This window comes from Paeniglutamicibacter sp. MACA_103 (genome assembly GCF_045798555.1).
Taxonomy (GTDB): Bacteria; Actinomycetota; Actinomycetes; order Actinomycetales; family Micrococcaceae; genus Paeniglutamicibacter.
In genome coordinates, this window is sequence record NZ_JBIXLN010000010.1 from 24,848 (window position 1) to 48,159 (window position 23,312).

The window sequence follows — 23,312 nt, forward strand, 5'->3', positions numbered from 1 at the left end:
AAGGTGCCAGAATTCGGGAGAAACAGCATTTCCTTTCCGCGGGCGTGAGCCGGCGGAAAGCTATCCCCGAAGATGTGGAGAAAACCATGGGCGCACCCATCGCGACAACCGAGCCGCGGAAAATCATCCTCGACTGCGATCCCGGACACGACGACGCCGTTGCCATCCTGCTGGCTCACGGCAGCCCCGCGATCGAGCTGCTTGCCGTCACCACCGTGGTCGGCAACCAGACGCTGGCCAAGGTCACCAAGAACGCCCTGGCAACCGGAACCATCGCCGGCATCACCGGCGTCCCCTTCGCCGCCGGCTGCGACCGCCCGCTGGTGCGCACCATCGAAAACGCCCCGGACATCCACGGCGAATCCGGGATGGACGGACCCAAGCAGCCCGAATCCGCCATCGAACTGGACCCCCGCCACGCCGTCGACCTGATCATCGACACCATCATGGCCCACGAGCCGGGCACCGTCACCCTGGTCCCCACCGGCGGGCTGACCAACATCGCCATGGCCGCCCGCAAGGAACCGCGCATCGTTGAACGCGTGAAGGAAGTCGTCCTCATGGGCGGCGGCTACCACGTGGGCAACTGGAGCGCCGTGGCCGAATTCAACATCATCATCGACCCCGAGGCCGCACACATCGTCTTCAACGAGAAGTGGCCGGTGGTCATGGTCGGGCTCGATTTGACCCACCAGGCGCTGGCCACCGACGAGGTCGTCGCCCAGATCGAGGCAGTGGGCACCGGCCCGGCCAAGTTCGTGCGCGAACTCATGGACTTCTTCAAGGCAACCTACAAGGACGCCCAGGGCTTCGACTTCCCGCCGGTCCACGACCCCTGCGCCGTTGCCTACGTCATTGACCCGACCATTGTCACCACCCGCAAGGTGCCCGTGAACATCGAACTCACCGGGACCTTGACCCTGGGCATGACGGTCGCGGATTTCCGCGCCCCGGCCCCCGCAGACTGCCACACCTCGGTGGCAGTGGACCTCGACCACGAGCGCTTCTGGAACCTGGTGACCGACGCCCTGGTGCGCATCGGCGACGTCGAGCTCGCAACCGCATGAGCGCCCTGACCGAAAAGGCCACTGCCAACCGCGGCGGTGCCGCGGCGCTGACCGCCGCTCTGCTCACCGCCTGCGTGGCGTTCCAGCTCAACGCCTCCATGCTCAGCCCCGCGCTGGTCACCATGGGCGAGGAACTGGGCACCGACCAGGCCGCCATCGGCCTGTCGCAGACCTGGTTCTTCACCACCGCCGCGCTCTTCTCCCTCTTCCTGCCCCGCCTTTCCGACGTGGTGGGACGCAAGCGCATCCTGGTCATCATGATGCTGCTGACCGCCGTCGGCTCCGTGGTCGCGGCCCTGGCCCCGAACATCGGCTGGCTCTTCGCCGGCCGCATCATCCAGGGCATCTCCGGCCCCACCGTGCCGCTGGCCCTGCTGATGTTGCGTAGCGCCGTGCCCAACCCGCGCCGCTACGGCACCCTCATGGGCCTGATCCTTGCCGTCAACGGCGGGGTCGCCGGCGTGGACTCCTTCCTCGGCGGCTACCTTGCAGAGAACCACGGTTTCCGCTCCATCTTCTGGTTCATGGTCGTGCTGGCGGTCCTGGCTGCCGCGGCAGTGGCTCTGCTGACCCGCGAGTCCAAGCCGCAGGCCGGCACCAAGATGGACTGGCTCGGCGTGTTCTTCATCGTCGTGGCCGTCGGCGCCCTGCTTACGTCCCTGAACGAGGCAGCCAAGCTGGTCAGCGGCATCGACCCGGACACCGTGATCACCTCCCTGGTGCTGCTGGCCCTGGCCGCCGCGGCCTTCTACGGCTTCTGGGCCACCGAGAAGCGCGTGGCCGAGCCGATGGTGCAGCTCGAGCACCTGCGCCAGCGCGCCACCTGGGCTCCGCTGCTGACCACGGTGCTGACCATGACCGGGATCTTCGCCGTCATCAACGGCATCGTCCCTGCCTACGTGCAGGCCGCGGGGCCCGGCTTCGGGGTCGGGCCCACCCAGACAGCGCTGCTGATCCTCACCCCCTATGCGCTGCTGGGCTGGGTCTTCGGACCCATCAGCGGGCGCCTGGCCCCGGTGTGGGGATATAACAAGGTGCTGCGCATCGGCATGCTTGGCTCCGTCGCGGCGTTGTTGGTCATCGTGTTCTTCGGCATGGATTCGCTGCCACTGATGGTTGCCGGCACCGCGCTGCTGGGCATCATGTACGCGGGCACCGCCAACATCATGCTCAACGGCCTGGGCGTGGTGCTTTCGCCGAAGGGCAACCCCGGCTTCCTGCCGGGCATGAACGCCGGCGCCTTCAACCTGGGTGCCGGGCTGAGCTTCCTGGTGCTGCCCGCGGTTCTTGTGGGAACCTCGTCCCTGGGCGACCGCGCCTCCTACGTGACCGTGGTGGTGGTCGGCCTGGTCATCACCGTGGCGGCCTTCGCCGCCTCGTTGCTGATCCCCAAGCCCGTCGACGCAGAGGTGAAGTAATTGGATACCCAAGCCCCAGGCAACCAGCCCGGCAAGATCGTGGTGGTCGGCTCGCTGAACGCGGACCTGACCATCTACACCCAGCGCCTGCCGTCCCCGGGGGAGACCCTGCACGGTGAGGGCTTCACCGTGAACCCCGGCGGCAAGAGCGCCAACCAGGCCGTTGCGGCCGGCCGGCTCGGGGCCAAGGTGTCCCTGGTGGGCGCCGTGGGCCGGGATGCCAACGGGACCATGCTGCTCGAATCCTGCGCCGCGGCAAACGTGGACGTCAGCGGCGTGCGCCGCGCCGACGGCGTGGAGACCGGCGTTGCCGTGGTCACCGTGGACGCGCAGGGGGAGAACACCATCGTGTATTCCGCCGGCGCCAACGGCACCCTGACTCCCGGCGACATCGCCGCTTCCGCCTCCGCCTTCGAGGGCGCCGCGGTGCTCTGCCTGTGCCTGGAGGTCGGACTGGACACCGTCGAGGCCGCGGCGAAGGCCGGCGCGGACGCCGGCGCGAAGGTGCTGCTAAACCTTTCCCCGTACGCCTCGATCCCGGCCAGCCTGGCCCGGCTCTCCAACGTGTTGCTGGTCAACGCGCACGAGGCCTCGCAATTCCTGGACGGGGAGCGAATCCCGGAACCCGACGCCGAGGCCCCGGCCTGGGAACCGGTGCTGGAGCGGCTGGTGGCCCGCGGGCTGCCAAGCGCCGTGGTGACCCTCGGCGCCCAGGGCTCGGTGGTGCTGGACTCGACCGCCGAGGCGGGGAATCGCATTGTCCGCATCGCCCCGACCCGCGTCGACGCGGTGGACACCACCGGTGCGGGAGACGCCTTCACCGGCGGGCTTGCGGCACGCCTGGCCGCCGGCGACGCGCTGGCCGATGCGGCAGCCTTTGCCTCGGTGGGTGCCGCACTGGCGGCCACCAAGAAGGGCACGCAGGCAGCCTACCCGGATGCCGCCGCGGTCAACGCCAGGCTCAACGCCTAGCCGTTTTCCCCCCAAAAAAACGCCGGATCCCTCCCGGACCTTTCCCCGGGAGGGATCCGGCGTTAAGGCGGAAGTCGCTCAGTCCAGGGTCAGCGTCGAGGTGGCATCGGACTCGGCGTGCACCAGGGTGAGGGTGATCGGACGCGCCGTCACCGAGTCCGGAAAAGACAACTCGTGCGTGGTCGCGGCCATGTCCGCGGTGCACGGACCGGACCCGCCGGAGGATTCAAGATGCAGCTCGATGCCCTCGATGCCCTCGATGCCCTCGGTGCCAACCGCCTCCATGGTGCTCACCACCGTCGGACAGGACGAGCTGCCCCACGTGATGAGCGCAAACCGGCTGCCGTCCTCGAGCCCGAGCACCGAGGTCTGCTCCCAGGGGACCGCCGAACGTTGGGCTTCGGTCAACGAGGTGGGAAGGCCCCGCTCCACGCGCTCGGCCACGCTCGCGGGGCCCGAGCAACCCGCCAGCAGCAGGGCTGCCGCCATGATTCCGGCGAGCCGGGCGCGGTGCCTCGTTGCCTTCATCGGTGCACTCTTTTCCACGCCTGCTCAGAGCAACGGTGCCGGCGCCTTGGTGAGGGTGATGGTGTCGCGCCCGCGCATGCCCTCGAAGCGGTACTCGCCCCAGCGGACCGACTGCGACTGCTCGTGCTCCACGGCGCTCCAGTCCCAGCCGAGCACCGCGGGGGAGTCGCGGCCGCATTGCGGAGGGTAGGACTCCATGACGGCTGTGCAGTACACGGGACCGGTCCCGTTGTCCAGCACCATGCCGGCGAAAGGCCTCCCGGCGGCAGGTGAAAGCGCGATGAGCAGCGCGAGGACAGCGAGCACGAGCGCCACCGGTGTCATCGCGTAGCGTTCCGGCTTGGATCGGGAGATCGCATTCATCACCACCCCGAGAGCGAGGTACCCGAACACGACCCAGCTGCCCACCCGGGAGAAGCCCTCCGGAAACACGTTGAGCATTCCGGCACGGTCCAGGGCGAGCACCGCGATGAAACCGTAGACCAGAATGGAGAGCGCGGAGGCGACCCGGTAGCCCGTCGGCAGCGTCCCGGGGTGTTGCCCGCCCCACGCGAACCGGCCCCACGGGGCTCCGAGCGCCAGGGCAACCTGGAAGAGTGCCAGCAGGAGAAGCACTGCGACGAAAACGACGGCGGTGGTCATGGACGGAAGCCTACTCTGCTCCGGCGAATTGGGGATGTCGGGCGGTAAGCGGCGATCTCCACGGGCGTTCCCGGAGTGCACGGTGCAGGAAATAAACGGGTACTGGCACGGATGTTGCACGTCATACCCGCGGCGTACCGTTGCTGCCATGAGCGATCCCACTGGCAGGCCCCGGGGCGCAGGGCCCGCTACGGAAACCACGCGCCGCACCTACCTTTTCGCACTCAAGGACGCAGGCGGCACGGTTCCGCCGGAACTTGGCGTCGCCCGCCGGCTCGCGCGCCGCGGCCACGAGGTCGTGATGCTCGGCGACAATTCCATGGCGGATGAGGCAACCGGAGCAGGGGCCACTTTCCGCTCGTGGACCGATGGTGAAACGGGCGAGATTCGCGACTGGGCGCTGCACACCCCGATGGGCCTGGCCCGCGACATGTTCCAAAACATGATCGGGGGACCGGCGCCCCAGCAGGCGCGGGACACCGTGGCGGCCATCGACGAGGTGCGGCCGGACCTCGTGCTGACGTCGTTCTTCGCTTTCGGCGCCATGGTTGCGGCGGAGTCGCGCGCGGTTCCCTTCGATGTCCTGCTGCCAAACACCTACCCGCTGCCCGCCAAGGGCATGCCGCAAGTGGGCACCGGCTTCGCCCCTGCGAAAGGTGCGCTGGGCGCACTGCGCGACCGCTTGACGACTTTCGGCGGCACCAGGCTGATCGACAGGTACGCACTGGCGCCCTTGAACGAACTGCGCGCCGAACACCGGCTGGCCCCGGTCTCCAATACGTGGGAACAGGTTCACCATGCCAGACGCCAGCTGATTCTCACCTCGTCCGCCTTCGATTTCCCCGCCGAGCTTCCGGCCAACGCCCGCTACGTGGGGCCGATCCTCGATGACCCGGCATGGACATCCAATGCCCCGTGGGCGCCACCGGCAGGCGACCAGCCGCTGGTCCTGGTGGCCATGTCCTCGACCTTCCAGAACCACGTCCAGTGCATGCAGCGGATCGTGGACGCTCTCGGGAGCCTCCCGGTGCGCGGACTGGTGACCACGGGCCCCGCGATCAACCCCGAGGAGATCCGCGCGCCGGCCAATGTCACCGTCGTGGCCGCCGCACCCCACCACCAGGCGATGGCACGCTCCAGCCTGGTCGTCACGCACGGCGGCCACGGCACCGTGGTCAAGGCGTTGGCCGCGGGACTGCCGCTAGTCATCCTGCACCACGGCCGCGACCAATCCGGCAACGCCATCCGGGTCACCTCCCGGGGAGCCGGCATCGCGGTTCCGCGTGGCTCCGCTGCACCCCGGATCGCGAAGGCCATCGCGAAGGTCCTGGCGACCGACAGCTACCGAAAGGCCGCGGTGCAGCTCGGTGGGGCAATCGCGCGGGACGCCGCCAACGGTTCGCTCCTGCTGGACGAAGTCGAATGTTGAATGCCATGGGCGAATCGGGCATGAGCCGGAAACATGAGGTGCCAGCCGATTTGTCTATCTAGTACAAATGTGCGATAGTTAGAGATCTCCTTAAGGGTTGCTAGAAGAGCGTGGACAGTCGAATTTATTCGCACAGCCGCTCAGATACACCGTGCGCACCCTTGGGCGGAACGGACAGTTGGGCCGGGATGAATTTGTCAGGACCGGATGCAGTGCTGATGGCAGTGACAGCAAATCCCCCGGCACCACGCTCTGCAGCTTGAATCGAAAACAGGCTGCGCGAATCGAAGAAACAAGCCTGCCAGAAATCTTTGCTGACATGCTCCATGCACTTCGTTTCTGATGTCGATTGCACGTTGGACCCAGCCGGTCAAAGGACCGGCGGGTCAACGAGGATTGTTCGAATAACGGCGGGCCCTTCCATCGATGCGGAGGGCACGCAACAGCACCAATCGGAATGTGCCAACTGTTCGACGCCTCCCGGCGTCGGACACGGCGCATCCGGCGGTGGACGACGCAGGGTAGACCCGTCGAATCGCCGCACTGTCATGAAAGGATGGATCACAATGACACCAGGTCATGAAGCACTAATCATTACTGCCTTCACGATGATCGGCTTGCTAAGCGTCCTGACCTTTGCCATGGTCTGGCGCTACCGCAAGGCCCACAAAAAGCACGAGGAACCAGGCGCCGAGAAGGCAGCATAAGAGTGTGGTTGGCACGGGAATGAACGGCCCGGGCCAATGAACAAGGAAACGGGTGTGCCCGCCATTGATTTGGCAGGTGCACCCGTTTTCGTTTGCCCGGCCGATTGAAGTCTTGGCGGCGGCGCCCGCCGAGGAGCACTCCGCGAAGCCCATGGACAGGTCTTCTTCGCCGGGCCTACAGGTCGAGCTGCCGGGCCGGTTGCCCGGGCCAATGAGGGCCCAACGGGTGGCAGCCACGGCACCGAAGCACAGCATCGCCCACAGCATTTTTCGTCGCCCATCGATCTCGACATGGCATCCGCGCCCCGCAATGCCCCCTGCCAGTCACCGCAAATACCGGCCGACTCACCGAACCGTCCGGCGGTTCGCCCTGCGGAATGGGCGAAGTGGCCCAAATGTGACCCGTCCACGGGCTAAAGTGGCGCAGATGACACGAAGCAACGTGTGTCACACATCTTCAGGAAGGGCAGCCGTGCACGATCGGATCCAATACTCCAAGTTCCTCGACCTTCGAATGTCGGCCGAACAGGCCGCTGCCTTGGTCAAGCCGGGCATGACGGTGGCCATGAGCGGCTTCACCGGCGCAGGCTACCCGAAGGCAGTCCCGGGCGCGCTCGCGGCCCTCATGGAAAAGGAGCAGGCCTCCGGGAATCCGTTCAAGATCAACGTGCTCACCGGGGCCTCGACGGCCCCGGAACTCGACGGAGTGCTGGCCCGCGCCGGCGGCATGGAGCTGCGACTGCCCTACATGTCCGACCCGGAGCTGCGCCGCCGCATCAACGACGGCGAGATGGAATACATGGACATCCACCTCTCCCACGTCGCCCAGCACGCCTGGTTCGGGTTCTACGGCAAGATCGACCTGGCAGTCATCGAGGTCGTGGGCATCAAGGAGGACGGCAGCCTGATTCCGTCCTCGTCCGTGGGCAACAACAAGACCTGGCTCGACATGGCCGACAAGGTCATCATCGAGGTCAACACGCAGCAGTCCGCCGCCATGGAGGGCATGCACGACATCTACTACGGCACCGCGTTGCCCCCGCACCGCCGGCCCATCGAGATGACCACCGCCGACCAGCGGATCGGCGAGCCCTACCTGCGCGTGGACCCGGCCAAGATCGTCGCCGTGGTGGAAACCAACGCCCCGGACAGGCTGTCCCCGTTCGCCCCGGTCGATGAAACCAGCACGCAGATCGCGGACCACCTGCTGGATTTCCTTGACCACGAGATCCGTGCGGGACGACTGACGGACAAGCTGCTGCCGTTGCAGTCGGGCGTGGGAAACATCGCCAACGCGGTGCTCGCCGGGTTGGCGCGCGGCGGCTACAAGGGCCTTCAGGCCTACACCGAGGTCATCCAGGACGGCATGCTGTCCCTGCTCAAGGACGGAACCCTGGGCTTCGCCTCGGCCACCTCCTTCTCCCTGTCCGCCGACGGCATCGACGAGTTCAACGCGCACGTGGACTTCTACCGCGAACGCATCCTGCTGCGCCCGCAAGAAATCTCCAACCACCCGGAGCTGGTGCGCCGGCTGGGGTGCATCGCCCTGAACGGCATGATCGAGGCCGACATCTACGGCAACGTGAACTCCACCAACGTGGTCGGATCGCACGTCATGAACGGCATCGGCGGCTCGGGCGACTTCGCCCGCAACGGCTACCTCTCGGTGTTCATGTCCCCGTCGACCGCCAAGGGCGGGAAGATCTCCGGCATCGTGCCGATGGCAAGCCACGTCGACCACACCGAGCACGACACCATGATCCTGATTACCGAACAGGGACTGGCCGACCTGCGCGGGCTCTCGCCCAAGCAGCGTGCCCAGGTGGTCATCGACAAGTGCGCGGCCCCGGAGTACCGCCCGATGCTGCAGGACTACTTCGACCGCGCCAAGGTGGGCAGCTACGGCAAGCACACCCCGCACCTTTTGGGCGAGGCGCTGTCCTGGCACCAGCGCTACATCGACAGCGGGGACATGCGCCCGACCGCCGAAAAGGCCTAAGGCCACGGAACAGGTCGGCGACATGGAGAAGCCCGTCCGGTGCGCGTCCCGCGAGGGAGCGCACCGGACGGGCTTCATGCCGTTTGCCTGCCGCGCGGGAGCCGGTGCAGCTATGCCGGAACGGCGCTTCCCTGGTCCGGCCCGAGGGCCAGGGGGCGTTGCAGGGACGGTTCCTGCGGCAGCACGGTGTTCGGCTGGGCGGGGACCAGCGGGGCCAGGCCCATGCCGGTGCGGTACCAGGAGGACTCGGTGGACACCCAGATGGTCATGGGCAGCCCGGTGAAGTGGCCGGTGTACTCGCGTTCCGGCGTCCACCTCTCCGAGCGCTCGTAGTAGCCCCACGATGCCTGGTTGCGGTTGTCGATCACCGTGATCGGGGTGCCGCCCATGGACAGCGCGTAGGTAAGACGCGCCTCGGCCATGTACTGGCGGATGCCCAGCCTTCGGTAGGCGGGGTGCACGAACATGCCGCCAAGCTCCATGGGGCTGGGAACCAGGGTCGGAGCCGTCACGGAGGTGTGCACGATGCCCACGCCTACCCGCGTGCCCTCGTGCAGCGCGGTGACCACGAACCGGGCATGGTCCATGCGTTCGTGCCAGCGGGCATCGGGATTCAGGGCGAGCGCGGAGAGGGCATCGCGTTCGAAGCCGGTGGGCGCGGAATAAGACAGGGAGTACTCAATGATGGGAAGCACTGGGAGCGGTCCTCTAAGTGAAAAAGAGAGCGAACAAAAGAAGTGGTTCCCGGAACTACGCCGGGCCGGTTCTTTGGCCGGTAGGGGACCGCTGCCGGCGGTTCCCGGCAGCTTCCTTGTAGGGCCCAGTTTGGGCGTCGAAGAATTCGACAGTGAAATTATTACCCGCCGAAAGCCCCGTTGTAAACACAGCTCCCGGGCGACGCGCCGGACTCCTCGAATCGTTCGCCGGAATGCGCGGATCCAAGGGCGAAAATGGCCCGGAATACCGCGGGTTTTGGCGGTTTTGCGGGACGGTGGGTTCACCAACAATTCACCTGCGAATTTCCTGCCCGGGCGTGGCACCAAAATGGAGGAATGGAAGGCGGTGGTGCGAGGCGGATGCGGGGGAGGATGCGAGGGTACGCCTCGCGCCGATTTGGCGTGCACCGTGGTGCTCGGCTAATCTTGCTAGGTACTCCTTTGGGAGAGACGACCCGGTTCTTTAGCTCAGTTGGTTAGAGCGCTCGCTTCACACGCGAGAGGTCAGCAGTTCGAGTCTGCTAAGAACCACCAACAGAAAAGAACCCCGGATTTCCGGGGTTCTTTTCGTTAAGCCTGCCGCATCGGCGCCGGCAGCAGGGCCGACGCAGGACTACTTCGCCTCGAGCATCTCCAGGACCAGGGGCTTGACCTTGGTCCCCAGCAGTTCAATGCTGCGCATCATGGTCTCGTGCGGCAGGGAGCCGGCCGAATACTTGATGTCGGCACGCGAGAGGCCAAGGCCGTTCGCAAAGTGCGCGATCTTCTTCGCCACGGTCTCCGGGCTGCCGGCCAGCAAGGATCCCTCGGGGCCGGTCGAGGCTTCGAAGCGCATGCGGCTTGCCGGCGGCCAGCCGCGCTCGGCCCCCAGGCGGTCCATGGTGGTCTTGTAGTGAGGCCACAGCAGATCCATGGCTTCGGTGTCGGTGTCGGCGACCAGGCCGTGGAAGTGCGCGCCGATCTTCTGCGGCTGGTGGCCGAACTCCTCCAGCGAGCGCTTGTAGAGCCGGGTCAACGGCTCGAAGGCCATGGGCTGCCCGCCAATGATGGCCAGGAACAGCGGAAGTCCGTGCTTGGCCGCGCGCACCACCGATTCGGGGCTGCCGCCCACGCCCACCCAGGCATCCAGCCTGCCGTGCTCTATGGGCGGGTAGACCGACTGGCTCCGCAGTGCCGAGCGGGTCTGGCCGGACCAGCTGACAGGTTCGCCCTTGCGCAGTTTTGCGAACAGGGCGAGCTTCTCCTCGAAGAGCAGCTCGTAGTCGGAAAGCTCGTAGCCGAAGAGCGGGAAGGACTCGATGAAGGAACCGCGGCCCAGGATGACTTCGGCGCGGCCGTTGGACAGGCCGTCGACCGTGGCGAAGCGTTCGTAGACGCGCACCGGGTCATCCGAGCTCAGCACCGTCACCGCGGAACCCAGCTTGATCGTCTCGGTCACCGAGGCGATGGCCCCCAGGACCACTTCCGGGGCGGAGACCGAGTAGTCGTCGCGGTGGTGCTCGCCAACCCCGAAGAAGTCAAGTCCCGCGGCCTCGGCGGCCCTGGCCTCGGCGACCACGTTGCGGAGCACCTGGGCGGGGTGAAGCGGGGTGCCATTGGGGTCGTTGGTGATGTCGCCGAAGGTCTCGACGCCGATCTCAAATTGCTGGGTGTTCGGGGTGGACTCACTCATGGTTTCCCGTCGCTCTCCTGTCGAAAGTTATATGCGTTTGCATTCATTATGGCTCAACTCCGGAGATCGTGCGGATATTCCCGGGGCCGGTCCGGGCACTGTGTCCAAATAGTCAAATGTGAGTTGTGCGGTCCTTGGATCAATGCACCATAAAGCGGCGGTATGGTGGGTGGGAACAAGCGCAATCGACAGGAGGAAGCGTGTCTTCAGGTAAGGGGCCGGACACCACCGCCCCGGCATCACCGGGCGAGGATCCCAGCCCGCAGGTCTCGAGCATTCGACGTGTCCAGACACGTGAAATGGTCCACATCACCCAGGCCCTGAAGGACGCTGCCGCACACGCACAAAAGGCCCCTAAGATCCCCGCCATCGACACGCCCGCGAGCGGCACGCCTGGCGTCGCACCGGCGCCCGCGAAGCCCGTCGCCAGGCAAGCCGGCAAGCCCTCGGGAAGGCCGGCCGCCAAGCGGCCCAAGCCGCCCAAGGCGCCGAAGCCGGCCCGGCCCGCCAAACGGCCGCAGCCCACCACCTTGGCCCAGGACGCCATCAACGCGAAGACCGGGCAGGTCGGCATCACCTCCAGCGGCGCCCCGGCCCTGCCGCCGCGCGCCAACCCTGCCGCCAAGCGCATGATCTCGCGCTGGCTGGCCTCCGACACCCCGCCCACCCAGGCGTTCAACATCGTCGAACGGCTCAAGGGAACCCCCTATGCCAACCCGAAGGTGAACGCGGCACAGGATGCGTCGGCGCGCAAGACCCTGGAATTCGCACTGGACCTGGCCGAAACGATGTTCCGCTATGGCGCCGGTGCCCTGGAAGTGGAGACCAGTGTCATTGCCGTGACGGCTGCCCTTGGGTTGAGCTACACGGACGTGGACATCACCAACCAGTCGATCCACCTGAACTTCGCCCCGCCGGAAGGCGAGTCGTTTTCCATGTTGCGCGTGGTGCGTTCCTGGACCAACAACTTTGCCGGTCTGGCGGAGGTCCACCGGTTGGTTTCCGACATCGTCTCCGGGGGCGTGACCCGGCAGCAGTCGGTGGACCGGCTGCGGGCCATCTCGCGCCGGCCCAAGCCGTTCCCGCGCTGGATGGTCTCCGCAGCCTCCGGCGCCTTTGCCGCGCTCTTCGTGATCTTCATCGGCGGCTCCCTGCCCGGGGCTGCCCTGGCCTTCGTCTCCTCCGTGGCGGTCGGGCAGATCCTCAAGTACGCCGCGCGTTGGCGCGTGCCCGAGTTCTTCTCGGTTGCCACCGCGAGCTTCGTCATCACGGCCATCGCGGTGCTCTTCCACGCCCTGAACGCGCCCATGGACCCGGCGCTGGTGGTCGCCGGCGGCATCCTGCTGTTGCTGCCCTCGGCCAGGTTTGTCTCGGCCCTGCAGGATGCGATCAACGGGTTCCCAGTCACCGCCGCCGGGCGCTTTTTCTCCGCGGCGCTGACCTATGCCGCGATCCTGACCGGCATCATGACCGCCCTGGTCTGCGCCGAACTGCTCGGCGCGCCGGAACTGGATGTGCGGGTCATCGACACGATTTCCTATCCCGGCTGGCTGTTGGCTGCCCTGGTGGTGGCGGCGGTCATCGCCGGCGCGGTCACCGAGCAGTCCGATCCCAAGCTCCTGCTGCCCATCGGGGCCATCGCCCTGCTGGGCTACCTGATCCTGCTGGGCATCCAGGCCCTGGGCGTGGGGGACCGGGCGGCGCCCGCGGTTGCGGCGACCTTCGTCGGCCTGGCCGGGCGCTGGGTGGCATACAAGATGCGCGCCCCGCAGCTGGTGCTCGCGGCCCCCGCCATCGTGTTCCTGCTGCCCGGGTTGATGATCTTCCGTTCCATGTACGGGATCGTCTTTGACGTCGCCGACATGTCCGGGGCCATGGTGCAGATGTTCACCGCCTTCACCATCATGATGGCCATAGCGGGCGGCGTCGTCTTCGGAGACACCCTGGCCCGCCCGCTGATCGGCGCCGAGGCGCTCGCCGAGCGCCGCAATATCCGCCGCCGCTAGGCCCTGGGAACCGTCAGGGGCAGCGCCCAGTCGATGGGCGTGCCGCCGGCCGCCACCAGCAGTTCGTTGGCACGGGTGAAGGGCCGGGAACCGAAGAAACCGTGCCGCGCCGAAAGCGGCGAGGGGTGGGCCGAGGCGATGATCGGGATCGAGCCCAGTGCCGGCGCCAGCGCTTGGGCGTCCTTGCCCCACAGGATCGCCACCAGCGGACCCCCGCGTGCGGCCAGCGCGGCCATGGCGGCATCGGTGACGGCCTCCCATCCCAGCTTCCGGTGCGAGCCGGCGGCCCCGGCCCCCACCGTCAGCACCCGGTTCAGCAGCACCACGCCCTGGTCGGCCCACGCGGAGAGGTCCCCGTGCGCCGGGACCTGCACGCCGGTGTCGGCGTGCAGCTCGATGTAGATGTTCTTCAGGCTGCGCGGCAGCGGGCGCACCTGCGGCAGGGCGGAAAAGCTCAACCCCATGGAATGCCCCGGCGTGGGGTAGGGGTCTTGGCCCATGACCAGGACCCGGGCCTCGGCCAGCGGGCGGCTGAAGGCCCGCAGGATGTTCGCGGGCGCGGGCAGGATGCGCTCGCCGGAGGCCCGCCGGGTCTCCAGCTCCCGGGCCAGGGACATCAGCTTGTCTTCCACCGGGGCCAGCGCCTCGGCCCAGTCGGCCGCCACGAAGCCGCCGGCCACGGCCTCGGCGAGCCCGCGGCCGAAGGGGAAGGCGGTGGTGTCGGGCGTCGGCTCGGGGAGCTCGAAGAGGGGCGTTTCGCGGGTGTCCATGACATACATTGTGGGCAGATGCCCAGCCGGATGGGCAAACGGTCCGTGGGTGCGACACGTTAGAATAGTTACAGTTGGGGCAGATTGCCCGGTGGTTCACCGTGAACCGGGGAACCGGATTGTTGAGGGAAGTGCAATGTCATCCGAGGCACTTGGGCTCGAGTTCGAGCTTGACGAATCCAGCGGGCTGGACGAGCGTTCCCAGCGGATTCTCGCGCTGGAACGCCAGTGGTGGAAGTATGCGGGGGCCAAGGAGCAGGCCATCTCGGAAATGTTTTCCATCTCGCCCACCAACTACTACCAGCTGCTGAATACGCTCATCGACACGGACGCGGCGCTGGCCCATGACCCCATGCTGGTCAAGCGATTGCGTAGACTCAGATCGACGAGGCATCGCGCTCGGTCGGAGAAACGTCTCGGAACCGAGGCATGATTGCAACGCACGTCGGGCGTTTCGGGGCCCGGCCGCGCTTGCATTCCCGCACGCGCGCATGCCCACACTGCAAGCCACATCACCGAGGACGGGCATGACCAACTATCCGCGCGATGAATTTGATCGCGTCCCAGAGTTCAGCAACCGTAGCGGATCGCACCGCGAAAACGGCTGGGCTGCCGCCGCATCCGTGGGCGGGGCCCGATCCGGCTTGCGTTGGCTGATGGTCTTCGGGGCGATTGCCCTGGTGGTGGGACTCTTCTCCTTCATGGTCCTGCCCAAGCTCACGGGCACCCCGAGCGACCCGGCATCCGTTGCCGCCAGCTCCTCGGGCACGCAGGAAGCCACTGCGCCGTCCGAGGCGTCGGAATCGCCGTCCAAGTCCGAGGCCAGCGAAAAGCCGGCCGAAAGCGAATCGGCCGAGTCCGCCGACTCCAGCGAAGCAGGCTCCTCCACCGAGGCCAGCGAAACCCCCCTGGCTGAAGACGTGGACTCTTCCATGGCCATGGGCGTCTACAACGGGGCGACGGTCGGCGGCCTTGCCGGCAAGGCGCGCACGGAACTGCAGAACGCCGGTTTCAGCAATGTCGTCGCTTCGAACTGGACCAAGAAGGTCACGTACTCCACGGTCTACTTCCGCTCCGAGACCCACCGGCCCACCGCGGAGGCCGCGGCCGAGGAACTCGGCATCACCTCGGTCATGCAAAGCGCCAACATCCCCGGCAACATCGCCATCGTGCTGGGAAGCAACTTCCGCTAGGGAGCGCCGCGCCGCAATACGCTTATGGCAAAGTCGCACAGCTTGCACTCCGGATGGTTGAGTGCCAAGATTTGTATTAGCACTCGCACGTCCCGACTGCTAATTCGATCGAAGTTTTGAGCGGATACCTGCGGCTTCGGGGCGGTGTTTGAGTGAGTCCTTGACCAAGGCAGCGAGAAGCTTTTGCGATCGTCCCATGACATCGTGGATTCTTCGTCCGTCGCGGGCGTTGCCTCAGGTCGTAGATACGCATGAACGTCCCGAAAGGACATAAGCCGCTATGGCCAAAATCATTGCATTTGATGAGGAAGCACGCCGCGGCCTTGAGCGCGGCCTGAACATCCTGGCTGACGCCGTCAAGGTCACCCTTGGCCCGCGTGGACGCAACGTCGTTCTGGAAAAGAAGTGGGGCGCCCCCACGATCACCAACGACGGTGTCTCCATTGCCAAGGAGATCGAGCTCGAGGATCCGTACGAGAAGATCGGTGCGGAACTCGTCAAGGAAGTTGCCAAGAAGACCGACGACGTCGCAGGCGACGGCACCACCACCGCCACCGTTCTCGCCCAGGCACTGGTCAAGGAAGGCCTGCGCAACGTTGCCGCCGGCGCCGACCCGCTGTCCCTGAAGCGCGGCATCGAGAAGGCCGTCGAGGCCGTCACCGCCGAGCTGCTGGCTTCCGCCAAGGAAATCGAGACCAAGGAAGAGATCGCCGCCACCGCATCGATCTCCGCCGGTGACAACGAAATCGGCGCCCTGATCGCCGAGGCACTGGACAAGGTCGGCAAGGAAGGTGTCATCACCGTCGAGGAGTCGAACACCTTCGGCCTCGAGCTTGAGCTCACCGAGGGCATGCGCTTCGACAAGGGCTACATCTCGGCCTACTTCGTCACCGACAACGAGCGCCAGGAAACGGTTCTTGAAGATCCGTACATCCTGATCGTCAACTCGAAGATCACCAACGTCAAGGACATGGTTTCGATCCTTGAGAAGGTCATGCAGTCGAACAAGCCGCTGCTGATCATCGCCGAGGACATCGAGGGCGAAGCCCTTGCCACCCTGATCGTGAACAAGATCCGTGGCCTGTTCAAGTCCGTCGCCGTCAAGGCTCCGGGCTTCGGCGACCGCCGCAAGGCCATGCTGGCCGACATCGCCATCCTCACCGGTGGCCAGGTCATCTCCGAGGAGATCGGCCTGAAGCTCGAAAACGCCACCATCGACCTGCTGGGCTCCGCCCGCAAGGTTGTTGTCACCAAGGACGAGACCACCATCGTCGAGGGTGCGGGCGACGCCGAGGAGATCGCCGGTCGCGTGAACCAGATTCGCGCCGAGATCGAGAACTCCGATTCGGACTACGACCGCGAGAAGCTGCAGGAACGCCTGGCCAAGCTGGCCGGCGGCGTTGCAGTCATCAAGGCCGGTGCCGCAACCGAGGTTGAGCTCAAGGAGCGCAAGCACCGCATCGAAGATGCAGTGCGCAACGCCAAGGCAGCCGTCGAGGAAGGCATCGTCGCCGGTGGCGGCGTGGCCCTCATCCAGGCCGGCGCAACCGCATTCGCCAAGCTGCAGCTGACGGGCGACGAGGCAACCGGTGCGAACATCGTTCGCGTTGCCATCGAAGCGCCGCTGAAGCAGATCGCCTTCAACGCCGGCCTGGAGCCGGGCGTTGTCGCCGACAAGGTCAAGGGCCTGCCGGCCGGTCACGGCCTGAACGCCGCCACCGGTGAGTACGTCGACCTGCTGGCAGCAGGCGTGAACGACCCGGTAAAGGTCACGCGCTCTGCCCTGCAGAACGCCGCCTCCATTGCCGGTCTGTTCCTGACCACCGAAGCCGTTGTCGCCGACAAGCCGGTTCCGGCCGGCGCAGCAGCACCGGGTGGCGACGACATGGGCGGCATGGGCGGCATGGGCGGATTCTAATCCCCCTGCCACACATCGCCTCGTGCGTTAGCAGTACCTAGCTGAGACCGTGAGCCGCTTTCCCGCGGTGTACCGTTCCTTCCCTTGGGAGGACGGAACACCATGCGGGAAGGCGGCTTGCGGCGTTAACGGGGGGAACGGGACCGGGCGAAACGGAAACGACTCGGGGGCTTGGTCCCAACCAGGCTCCCCTGTCGATACCTCCGGGCACCCCGGCGCGCGACCGCGCGGCATTAGGATGGGCCCATGCCGGACATCGAGCAGACGCTGGCCGGCGGGCATGCCGCCGGGGAAGTGCTGCGCATTGGCGGGACGGTGCGCAAGCCCTGGCTTGGAAGCACGCCATCGGTTCAACGGTTCATGGCCCACCTGCGCGACCAGGGTCTCGCCGAGGTCCCGCGGCCATTGGGCCGGGACGCGCAAGGCCGGCAGGTCACGGAATTTGTTCCCGGGACGCCTGCGCCTCATGACCGGCCCCTGCCGCTGGAGGAGCTGGAAGATGTCGGGCGCCGGATCCGGCGGATCCACGACGCCGCCGAAAGCTTCGAGCGTTCCCCGGAGGATTCCTGGTCCACCCTGATTCCGGTTCCCCACGCGAACCTGATTTGCCACAACGACCTCGCCCCCTGGAACCTCGTTGCCGGGGAGCCCCCGGCCTTCATCGACTGGGACGGCGCCGGACCGAGCACCCGGCTGTGGGACCTGGCCTATGCCGCGCAGTCGTTCGCCTTCCTCGTCGCCGGCGAGGATCCCGGACGGGCGGCGGCGCGGCTGCGGGCGCTGGTCCTCGACGGATACCGGGCCGACGCCGACCTGCGCGCCCAACTGCCCGGTGCCCTTAGGAAGCGGACCCTGGCCATGCACGATTTCCTCCGCGATGCCCATCGCCGGGACTTTCAGCCGTGGGGTGGGATGTTCGTCGGCGGGCATGGCCGGCACTGGGCGGGCGCCGCCCGTTTCGTGAGTGAAAACGAATCCCGCTGGGCAGCGGCCCTGGCGCCGTAAGGCGGCATGGCAGGGGGCCGAGGCCTACGGCGACAGGGCTTCCAGCTCTGCCAGCTCCGCGGACAGGTTGGCCCGCGCCGCATCTTCCCAGAGCGCCCGGCCCGGTTCGCTTGAGTAGAGGGAACCGCCGTCCAGCAGTCCGCGCAGGATCGCGGAGCGCCCGCGGGTGAAATCGGCGTCGGGCACGTGGGCGTATTCACGGCGCACCGCCTCGGCATATCGCCGGTAGGCGGCCTTCGGCCGGGCCAGCACCTCCAGGTCCGCGTCGCAGAGCAGGGCCCCGGCGCCGTCGCCCGGCGCGGGCTTGTGTGTCTTGGTGAGCAGGACCAGGCGCACGACCTCGTCCACCACCGGCGAGGCGATGCCGCGGCCGGGCAGGCGCGCGGACGCCAGCGCGGCCGAATCCTCCTCATCGGTTGCCGTGCCGCGGTACACCGCGTCGTGGAACCACGCCGCCAGGTACACCGGAAGGTGTGCCTGCGCGGAGGAGGCCCCACCGGTCAGGGTGTCCAGGGCCGTCAGGACCGCCAGCAGGTGCGCCCGGTCGTGGTAGACGCGCTGCTCCTGGCTCCAACACCCCAGCAGTTCGCGGCCCAGCTCCGGGGCGTCGAGCCGCAGGGCGTCCCAGCGGGCGAGCAGCACGGCGTCGAGTCGTTCGGGCCGTTCCTTGGCGCGCACGCGCAGCCCCGAGGCTATGAGCCGCCGCACCAGCTCGGTGGCCGGGAGCGGGACGGCACCGGCCGCGACCAGGTCGTCGTAGCGCTCCAGCGGCACGTCGTAATGGTCGCGGTCGAAGGCGCGCTCGGGCAGGCCCCGGTCCCGGGCAAAGGCGTGCAATTCGCGAAGCGATGCATCGGAGACCAGATGCGAAAAGAGCGTTCCGTGGGCCGGCCAGGACGGGGGATCAATGAGGATGGACACGTCCCCAGACTAATACGCGCTTGTGCCCCGCCCCGGCAACCTGCCACCGATAGGTGTCAGTACGTGAACAGGGACGCGTTGGCGGCCTCGGCCTCGTCGTATTGCACCGAGGCCCGGTTCAGCGCGGTGCCGATGGAGGAGAGGGATTCCTCCACACGGGCCTGGGTGTTGCGCCAGTCCGCCACCACGGACTGGAAGTTGGCCGAGGCCGCACCCTGCCAGGTGCCCTGCAGGTCCTGCAGCGAGGAGGTCAGCGAGTTCACCTCCGCCCGTACGCGCTCGATGGTGGCATGCAGGTTCATGGACCGGGCCTGCATTTCGTTGGTGTTGGCGGCAAAGGTGCTCATGATTGGCTTCACTCCCGTGCAATGGCGGATCGGCTCCGGGCCAGGGGAAGCGCTCCCGTGCGGGGCCCGGAGGGAAGCGCGCCATGGTTGGATGCGTGCCTCCGTTTTCAGGCTAGAACCGGCACACCCCGCTGCGGACCAAGGCCGCAACGGGGTGTGGATAACGCGTGGGGAACGTGGTTCTAGTCGTCCTCGTCGTCCTCGGGGTCTTCCTCGGGTGCGACGTACGGCAGGTGGATCGACAGGGTGGCCCCGCCGCCCGGGGTGTCGCTAAGCCGGATGGATCCGTCGTGTTGTGCGGCGATCGCCGCGACGATGGCCAGGCCCAGCCCGGTGCCCCCGGTCTCGCGCTGGCGCGAGGAATCGGCGCGGTAGAACCGCTCGAAGACCCGTCCGGCATCGTCCTCGGAGATGCCCGGGCCGTGGTCGCGGATTTCCAGCACCGCGTCCGAGCGCCCGTCGATGACCGGCTTGACGCCCACGGCGATCTCGATGTCGCTGCCCTCGGGGGTGTAGCGCAGGGCGTTGGTCATCAGGTTGGCCACAATCTGCCGCAGCCGGGCCTCGTCCCCGCTGGTCGGCGCCGGTTGCGGGGCCCCGCCGTCCAGGCCGATCAGGCGCACCCTGCGGTCCACGGCGTTGACCCGGGTGTCCTCGGCGGCGTCGCCGGCCAGCAGGAGCAGGTCGACGGGCTTGCGCTCCAGCGGGCGCTGCTCGTCGAGCCGCGCCAGGGTCAGCAGGTCCTCCACGAGCTGGGCCATGCGCTTGGACTCGGCCTCGATACGCCCCATCGCGGTGCGCAGCGCCTCCGGGTCGTTGAGCCCGCCCTGCCGGTAGAACTCCGAGTACCCCTGGATGGTCACCAGCGGGGTGCGCAGCTCGTGGGAGGCGTCCTGGATGAAGCGGCGCATCTTGCGCTCGGAGGCGGCCCGCCCGCGGAAGGCGTGCTCGATGTGTGCCAGCATCGCGTTCAGCGAGCGCGAGAGCCGCCCTACCTCCGTCTCCGGGGGGTAGTCCTCCACGCGGCGGGAAAGGTCCCCGGCGGCAATGGCAGCGGCGGTGCGTTCGACGCGCAGCAGCGGCAGCAGGGCCCGGGTGGTGATGCCGTAGGCGATCATCGACATCAGCAGCGTGGCCAGCATGCCGGTGGACATCACCAGCATCGTGGCCTTGGTGACGGTGTCCTGCACCGAGGTCATAGGCAGGGCATAGATGAGGTCGTAGTCGGTGCGCGGCAGGTCCACGATGCGCACGCGCCACCCGGCCGAGCCCAGGTTGGTGCCGCGCACCGAGATCGAGGCGGCCGGATCCTCCCGCAGCCGCTCGATGGCCTCGGTCTCGACGTCGGGGGAATCCAGCGGCTTGTTGTCCGCGGCGGCCTTGCGCGGCATGGTGTAGAGGATCTCGCCGGATTCGTTGCGCAGGTCCCCGTAGAAGCGGGCAAGCCCGTTGGACCGGGGGTTGATGTCGGCGATGCCCGCATAGTCGTTGAGCATGGTGGCGGTGATGGTCGCGCTGTTGGACTTCAGGTCCGTGTCCAGCTGGGCGGTGAGCATCAGCCGCAGCGACTGGGCGGAGCCGACGGCCGTGACCCCGATGCCCGCAATCATCAGGGCGCTCATGAGGGCCACGAGCTTGGTCCGCAACGACACCTGTCGCCAGAATCTGCGGGCACTTTCCACGTGGGGGAACCGGCCTTTCGTCTTAGCGGCGGTCGGCGGTCCGCATGAGGTAGCCGACACCGCGCTTGGTCTGGATCAGCGAGGGCCACTCGGGGCGCGAGTCGATCTTGCGGCGCAGGTAGGAAATGTAGGACTCCACGATGGAGGCGTCCCCGTTGAAATCGTATTCCCACACGTGGTCAAGGATCTGCGCCTTGGACAGCACCCTGTTGGGGTTCATCATCAAGTAGCGCAGCAACTTGAACTCGGTGGGGGAGAGCTCGATGACCTCGCCGGAGCGGCGGACCTCGTGCGCGTCGTCGTCCAGCTCGAGGTCATCCACCCGGATCACCGCGCTGTCTTCCTCGGCCGGCTGGGTGCGGCGCAGCACCGCGCGGATGCGGGCCACGACCTCGTCGAGGCTGAAGGGCTTGGTGACGTAGTCGTCCCCGCCCACGGTCAGCCCGGTGACCTTGTCCTCGGTGTCGTCGCGTGCGGTGAGGAAAAGCACCGGGAAGTGCTTGCCGGCGGCGCGCAGCCGGCGGGTGATGGTGAATCCGTCCATGTCCGGGAGCATCACGTCGAGCACGGCCAGGTCGGGGGTGTCCGCTTCCACCGCGGCCAGCGCCTCGCGGCCGTTTGCCGCCGCAACCACCTCAAAGCCCGCGAAACGCAGGGAGGTGGAAAGCAATTCACGGATGTTTGGTTCGTCGTCGACGACCAGGAGCTTTGCTTCGGGGGTTTTGGCATTCATGTTTACCAGTCTGCAACCGCTATCTGTAAGAATCCTGTGTGTTCCTTGTGCGGGCAAGGACACCCGGCCCGAAGATCGCCCCCAAGTTGCCCGGAGCCTGCAGGGTGCCGGGGAAGGTCCTCGGCGGCGCGGTGCGCTAGCGGGAGCGGCGGCGCTCGCGGAAGTTCAGCACCAGGATCACCATGAGCAGGATGAATGCCAGCGGCAATCCGTAGAGCGACACGGCAATCAGTGCCGGGGCGGGGGCCAGCTGCATCGCGTACTGGATGAGGATGACGACCAGGGCCGCGAGCGAGATGATGGCGACGCCGCCGGCCAGGAAGGTCAGGATGCGCTGGGATGCTGGGGTGTCGGCGGTGGTGTTCACCCCTTAAAACTACCGCGCACCCGCGAAAGAACCACATTGGGTCCCGGTCCGCAGGTGGGAAGGGGCAATGCCGCTGATGTCGTACCCTAGAAGATATAGACTTCCCCGGACGCATGAGCCCGCCCGCAAGCCCCCATCGGGGGACGGGCTGCGTGGTTTCGCGCCGGGAGATCGCCAGAAATGGGGACACGGAACATTCTTCACCCCCTGTCGTTGCCCCATTGAGACGCAAGAACGAGGTAGTTAGACGTGCCAACCGGCAAAGTGAAATGGTACGAACCCTCCAAGGGGTTCGGGTTCCTGGTAACCGACGAGGGCCAGGAAGTGTATTTGAACGCCTCGGCGCTGCCCGCGGGCACGACCGAGCTGCGTGCCGGCACCCGCATGGAATTCGGAATCGCCGAAGGCCGCAAGGGAGCCCAGGCCCTGAGTGTTCGCATCATTGACGACGCGCCCTCCGTCACCCGTGCCAAGCGCAAGCCGGCCGAGGACACCGCCGCGCTGATCGAGGACCTGATCAAGGTGCTCGACTCGGTCTCCAACGGACTGCGCAGGGGCCGTTACCCGGAAAAAGCCCAGGGTGCCAAGGTCGCAGCAGTGCTGCGCGCCGTAGCCGACGATTTGGATGCCTGATCCCATGGCCCGCAAAGCAATACTCGATACGACACTGGCCAAGGCCGTGGACCACGCACGCAAGGCGCTGTTGGAAATCACCGACGACGCAAGCATCGGCGAACACCTTGAGGCCGTCAACGACGGCGAACGCCTGGTGACCCACCGCTTCGAAGCCCTGCTGCCCGGCTACGAGGGCTGGAGCTGGTTTGCGACCCTGACACGCATCCCGCGCGCCCAGGCCAAGGACCTTACGGTGTGCGAGGTCGGGATCCTTCCCGGCGAAGACGCACTTCTAGCACCGGCCTGGGTGCCGTGGGCCGAGCGCGTCCGCCCGGAGGAAATGGACGCCGAGCGTCGCGCCGCAGAGGAAGCCGCGGCCGCGTCGGACGGCACCGATGGCGATGCCGACACCGAGGCGCCCGACGAGTCCAGCCCGGCCGAAGCACAAGCCGAGTCCCCGGAAGAGAGCCAGTACTCGGAGGCCCCGGCCGACGAGGCTCCGGCGGACGAGGCACCCGTCGACGCGGACGACGACGCGGACGCCGACACCAAGTAGCAGGATAAACATCCAGGCGACAAGTCACCTGGATTGTTCAAGGGAGCGG

Annotated in this window: 24 protein-coding genes and 1 tRNA gene; 14 read left to right on the plus strand and 11 right to left on the minus strand. The window is 67.0% G+C overall.

Features of this window, described 5'->3' with window-relative positions; translation table 11 throughout:
- The first annotated feature begins 86 nt into the window (after positions 1–86).
- The 3 genes from ACIPVK_RS06595 to ACIPVK_RS06605 are packed head-to-tail and all read left to right on the plus strand — an operon-like array spanning position 87 to position 3,457.
- Positions 87–1,067, plus strand: coding sequence for a nucleoside hydrolase (locus ACIPVK_RS06595; protein WP_407611165.1), 981 nt, complete (start codon positions 87–89; stop codon positions 1,065–1,067).
- Positions 1,064–2,485 (plus strand): MFS transporter, encoded by a 1,422-nt coding sequence (locus ACIPVK_RS06600; RefSeq protein ID WP_407611166.1) that lies wholly within the window; start codon positions 1,064–1,066, stop codon positions 2,483–2,485. Before ACIPVK_RS06595 ends, ACIPVK_RS06600 begins: the two co-directional genes overlap by 4 nt.
- Entirely contained in the window at positions 2,486–3,457 is a 972-nt protein-coding gene (locus ACIPVK_RS06605; RefSeq protein WP_407611167.1) for a ribokinase, read from the plus strand.
- A 78-nt stretch (positions 3,458–3,535) separates the two neighbouring features.
- Here ACIPVK_RS06605 and ACIPVK_RS06610 read toward each other — a convergent pair whose 3' ends face one another.
- Both ACIPVK_RS06610 and ACIPVK_RS06615 read right to left on the minus strand, forming a co-directional pair.
- Positions 3,536–3,985, minus strand: a complete 450-nt coding sequence (locus tag ACIPVK_RS06610) for a hypothetical protein (protein ID WP_407611168.1) — start codon at positions 3,983–3,985, stop codon at positions 3,536–3,538.
- Positions 3,986–4,009: 24 nt separating this feature from the next.
- Positions 4,010–4,627, minus strand: coding sequence for a hypothetical protein (locus ACIPVK_RS06615; RefSeq protein ID WP_407611169.1), 618 nt, complete (start codon positions 4,625–4,627; stop codon positions 4,010–4,012).
- A gap of 148 nt (positions 4,628–4,775) precedes the next feature.
- On the opposite strand from ACIPVK_RS06615, the gene ACIPVK_RS06620 reads away from it, so the two are divergent.
- Complete coding sequence (locus tag ACIPVK_RS06620; RefSeq protein ID WP_407611170.1) at positions 4,776–6,056, plus strand: glycosyltransferase; 1,281 nt, start codon at positions 4,776–4,778, stop codon at positions 6,054–6,056.
- Positions 6,057–6,180: 124 nt separating this feature from the next.
- On the opposite strand, the gene ACIPVK_RS06625 is transcribed toward ACIPVK_RS06620, so the two are convergent.
- Positions 6,181–6,384, minus strand: coding sequence for a hypothetical protein (locus ACIPVK_RS06625; protein WP_407611171.1), 204 nt, complete (start codon positions 6,382–6,384; stop codon positions 6,181–6,183).
- 238 nt (positions 6,385–6,622) lie between these two features.
- On the opposite strand from ACIPVK_RS06625, the gene ACIPVK_RS06630 reads away from it, so the two are divergent.
- Positions 6,623–6,763 (plus strand): hypothetical protein, encoded by a 141-nt coding sequence (locus ACIPVK_RS06630; protein WP_407611172.1) that lies wholly within the window; start codon positions 6,623–6,625, stop codon positions 6,761–6,763.
- A 427-nt stretch (positions 6,764–7,190) separates the two neighbouring features.
- Positions 7,191–8,762: an acetyl-CoA hydrolase/transferase family protein gene (locus ACIPVK_RS06635; protein ID WP_407611173.1), complete on the plus strand. Its 1,572-nt coding sequence runs from the start codon at positions 7,191–7,193 to the stop codon at positions 8,760–8,762.
- Positions 8,763–8,872: 110 nt separating this feature from the next.
- Here ACIPVK_RS06635 and ACIPVK_RS06640 read toward each other — a convergent pair whose 3' ends face one another.
- Positions 8,873–9,457: a GNAT family N-acetyltransferase gene (locus ACIPVK_RS06640; RefSeq protein WP_407611174.1), complete on the minus strand. Its 585-nt coding sequence runs from the start codon at positions 9,455–9,457 to the stop codon at positions 8,873–8,875.
- Positions 9,458–9,935: 478 nt separating this feature from the next.
- On the opposite strand from ACIPVK_RS06640, the gene ACIPVK_RS06645 reads away from it, so the two are divergent.
- Positions 9,936–10,012 (plus strand) — tRNA-Val (locus tag ACIPVK_RS06645).
- Between the two features lie 79 nt (positions 10,013–10,091).
- Here ACIPVK_RS06645 and ACIPVK_RS06650 read toward each other — a convergent pair.
- Complete coding sequence (locus ACIPVK_RS06650; RefSeq protein WP_407611175.1) at positions 10,092–11,150, minus strand: LLM class flavin-dependent oxidoreductase; 1,059 nt, start codon at positions 11,148–11,150, stop codon at positions 10,092–10,094.
- A 200-nt stretch (positions 11,151–11,350) separates the two neighbouring features.
- Between ACIPVK_RS06650 and ACIPVK_RS06655 the strand changes: the two genes are divergently transcribed.
- Positions 11,351–13,156, plus strand: a complete 1,806-nt coding sequence (locus ACIPVK_RS06655) for a threonine/serine exporter ThrE family protein (RefSeq protein ID WP_407611176.1) — start codon at positions 11,351–11,353, stop codon at positions 13,154–13,156.
- Here ACIPVK_RS06655 and ACIPVK_RS06660 read toward each other — a convergent pair.
- On the minus strand, positions 13,153–13,926 hold the full coding sequence (locus tag ACIPVK_RS06660) for a uracil-DNA glycosylase (protein ID WP_407611177.1): 774 nt from the start codon (positions 13,924–13,926) through the stop codon (positions 13,153–13,155). The two genes, ACIPVK_RS06655 and ACIPVK_RS06660, sit on opposite strands and share 4 nt — an antisense overlap.
- Positions 13,927–14,062: 136 nt before the next feature.
- Between ACIPVK_RS06660 and ACIPVK_RS06665 the strand changes: the two genes are divergently transcribed.
- From ACIPVK_RS06665 to ACIPVK_RS06680, 4 genes are all read left to right on the plus strand, one after another.
- Entirely contained in the window at positions 14,063–14,359 is a 297-nt protein-coding gene (locus ACIPVK_RS06665) for a DUF3263 domain-containing protein (RefSeq protein ID WP_407611178.1), read from the plus strand.
- A 94-nt stretch (positions 14,360–14,453) separates the two neighbouring features.
- Positions 14,454–15,119 carry a LytR C-terminal domain-containing protein gene (locus tag ACIPVK_RS06670; protein ID WP_407611179.1) on the plus strand — a complete coding sequence of 222 codons (666 nt, stop codon included), beginning with the start codon at positions 14,454–14,456 and terminating at the stop codon, positions 15,117–15,119.
- Positions 15,120–15,399: 280 nt separating this feature from the next.
- Complete coding sequence (groL, locus tag ACIPVK_RS06675; protein WP_407611180.1) at positions 15,400–17,037, plus strand: chaperonin GroEL; 1,638 nt, start codon at positions 15,400–15,402, stop codon at positions 17,035–17,037.
- 246 nt (positions 17,038–17,283) lie between these two features.
- Positions 17,284–18,042 (plus strand): phosphotransferase, encoded by a 759-nt coding sequence (locus tag ACIPVK_RS06680; protein WP_407611181.1) that lies wholly within the window; start codon positions 17,284–17,286, stop codon positions 18,040–18,042.
- Between the two features lie 24 nt (positions 18,043–18,066).
- On the opposite strand, the gene ACIPVK_RS06685 is transcribed toward ACIPVK_RS06680, so the two are convergent.
- The 5 genes from ACIPVK_RS06685 to ACIPVK_RS06705 form a co-directional block, all read right to left on the minus strand.
- The gene (locus ACIPVK_RS06685; RefSeq protein ID WP_407611182.1) at positions 18,067–18,963 is read right to left on the minus strand and encodes a DUF4031 domain-containing protein; all 897 of its coding nucleotides are present in this window, start codon (positions 18,961–18,963) and stop codon (positions 18,067–18,069) included.
- 56 nt (positions 18,964–19,019) lie between these two features.
- Positions 19,020–19,310 (minus strand): WXG100 family type VII secretion target, encoded by a 291-nt coding sequence (locus tag ACIPVK_RS06690; RefSeq protein ID WP_113762778.1) that lies wholly within the window; start codon positions 19,308–19,310, stop codon positions 19,020–19,022.
- A gap of 182 nt (positions 19,311–19,492) precedes the next feature.
- Complete coding sequence (locus ACIPVK_RS06695; RefSeq protein ID WP_407611183.1) at positions 19,493–20,962, minus strand: ATP-binding protein; 1,470 nt, start codon at positions 20,960–20,962, stop codon at positions 19,493–19,495.
- Positions 20,963–21,014: 52 nt separating this feature from the next.
- Positions 21,015–21,725 carry a response regulator transcription factor gene (locus ACIPVK_RS06700; protein WP_113762776.1) on the minus strand — a complete coding sequence of 237 codons (711 nt, stop codon included), beginning with the start codon at positions 21,723–21,725 and terminating at the stop codon, positions 21,015–21,017.
- 136 nt (positions 21,726–21,861) lie between these two features.
- Entirely contained in the window at positions 21,862–22,092 is a 231-nt protein-coding gene (locus tag ACIPVK_RS06705; protein WP_407611184.1) for a hypothetical protein, read from the minus strand.
- A gap of 249 nt (positions 22,093–22,341) precedes the next feature.
- Here ACIPVK_RS06705 and ACIPVK_RS06710 point away from each other — a divergent pair, with 249 nt between their 5' ends.
- On the plus strand, positions 22,342–22,725 hold the full coding sequence (locus tag ACIPVK_RS06710) for a cold-shock protein (protein WP_407611185.1): 384 nt from the start codon (positions 22,342–22,344) through the stop codon (positions 22,723–22,725).
- A 4-nt stretch (positions 22,726–22,729) separates the two neighbouring features.
- A complete protein-coding gene (locus ACIPVK_RS06715; RefSeq protein ID WP_407611186.1) occupies positions 22,730–23,263 on the plus strand; it encodes a DUF3027 domain-containing protein in 534 nt (177 codons plus the stop codon).
- Positions 23,264–23,312: the final 49 nt, after the last annotated feature.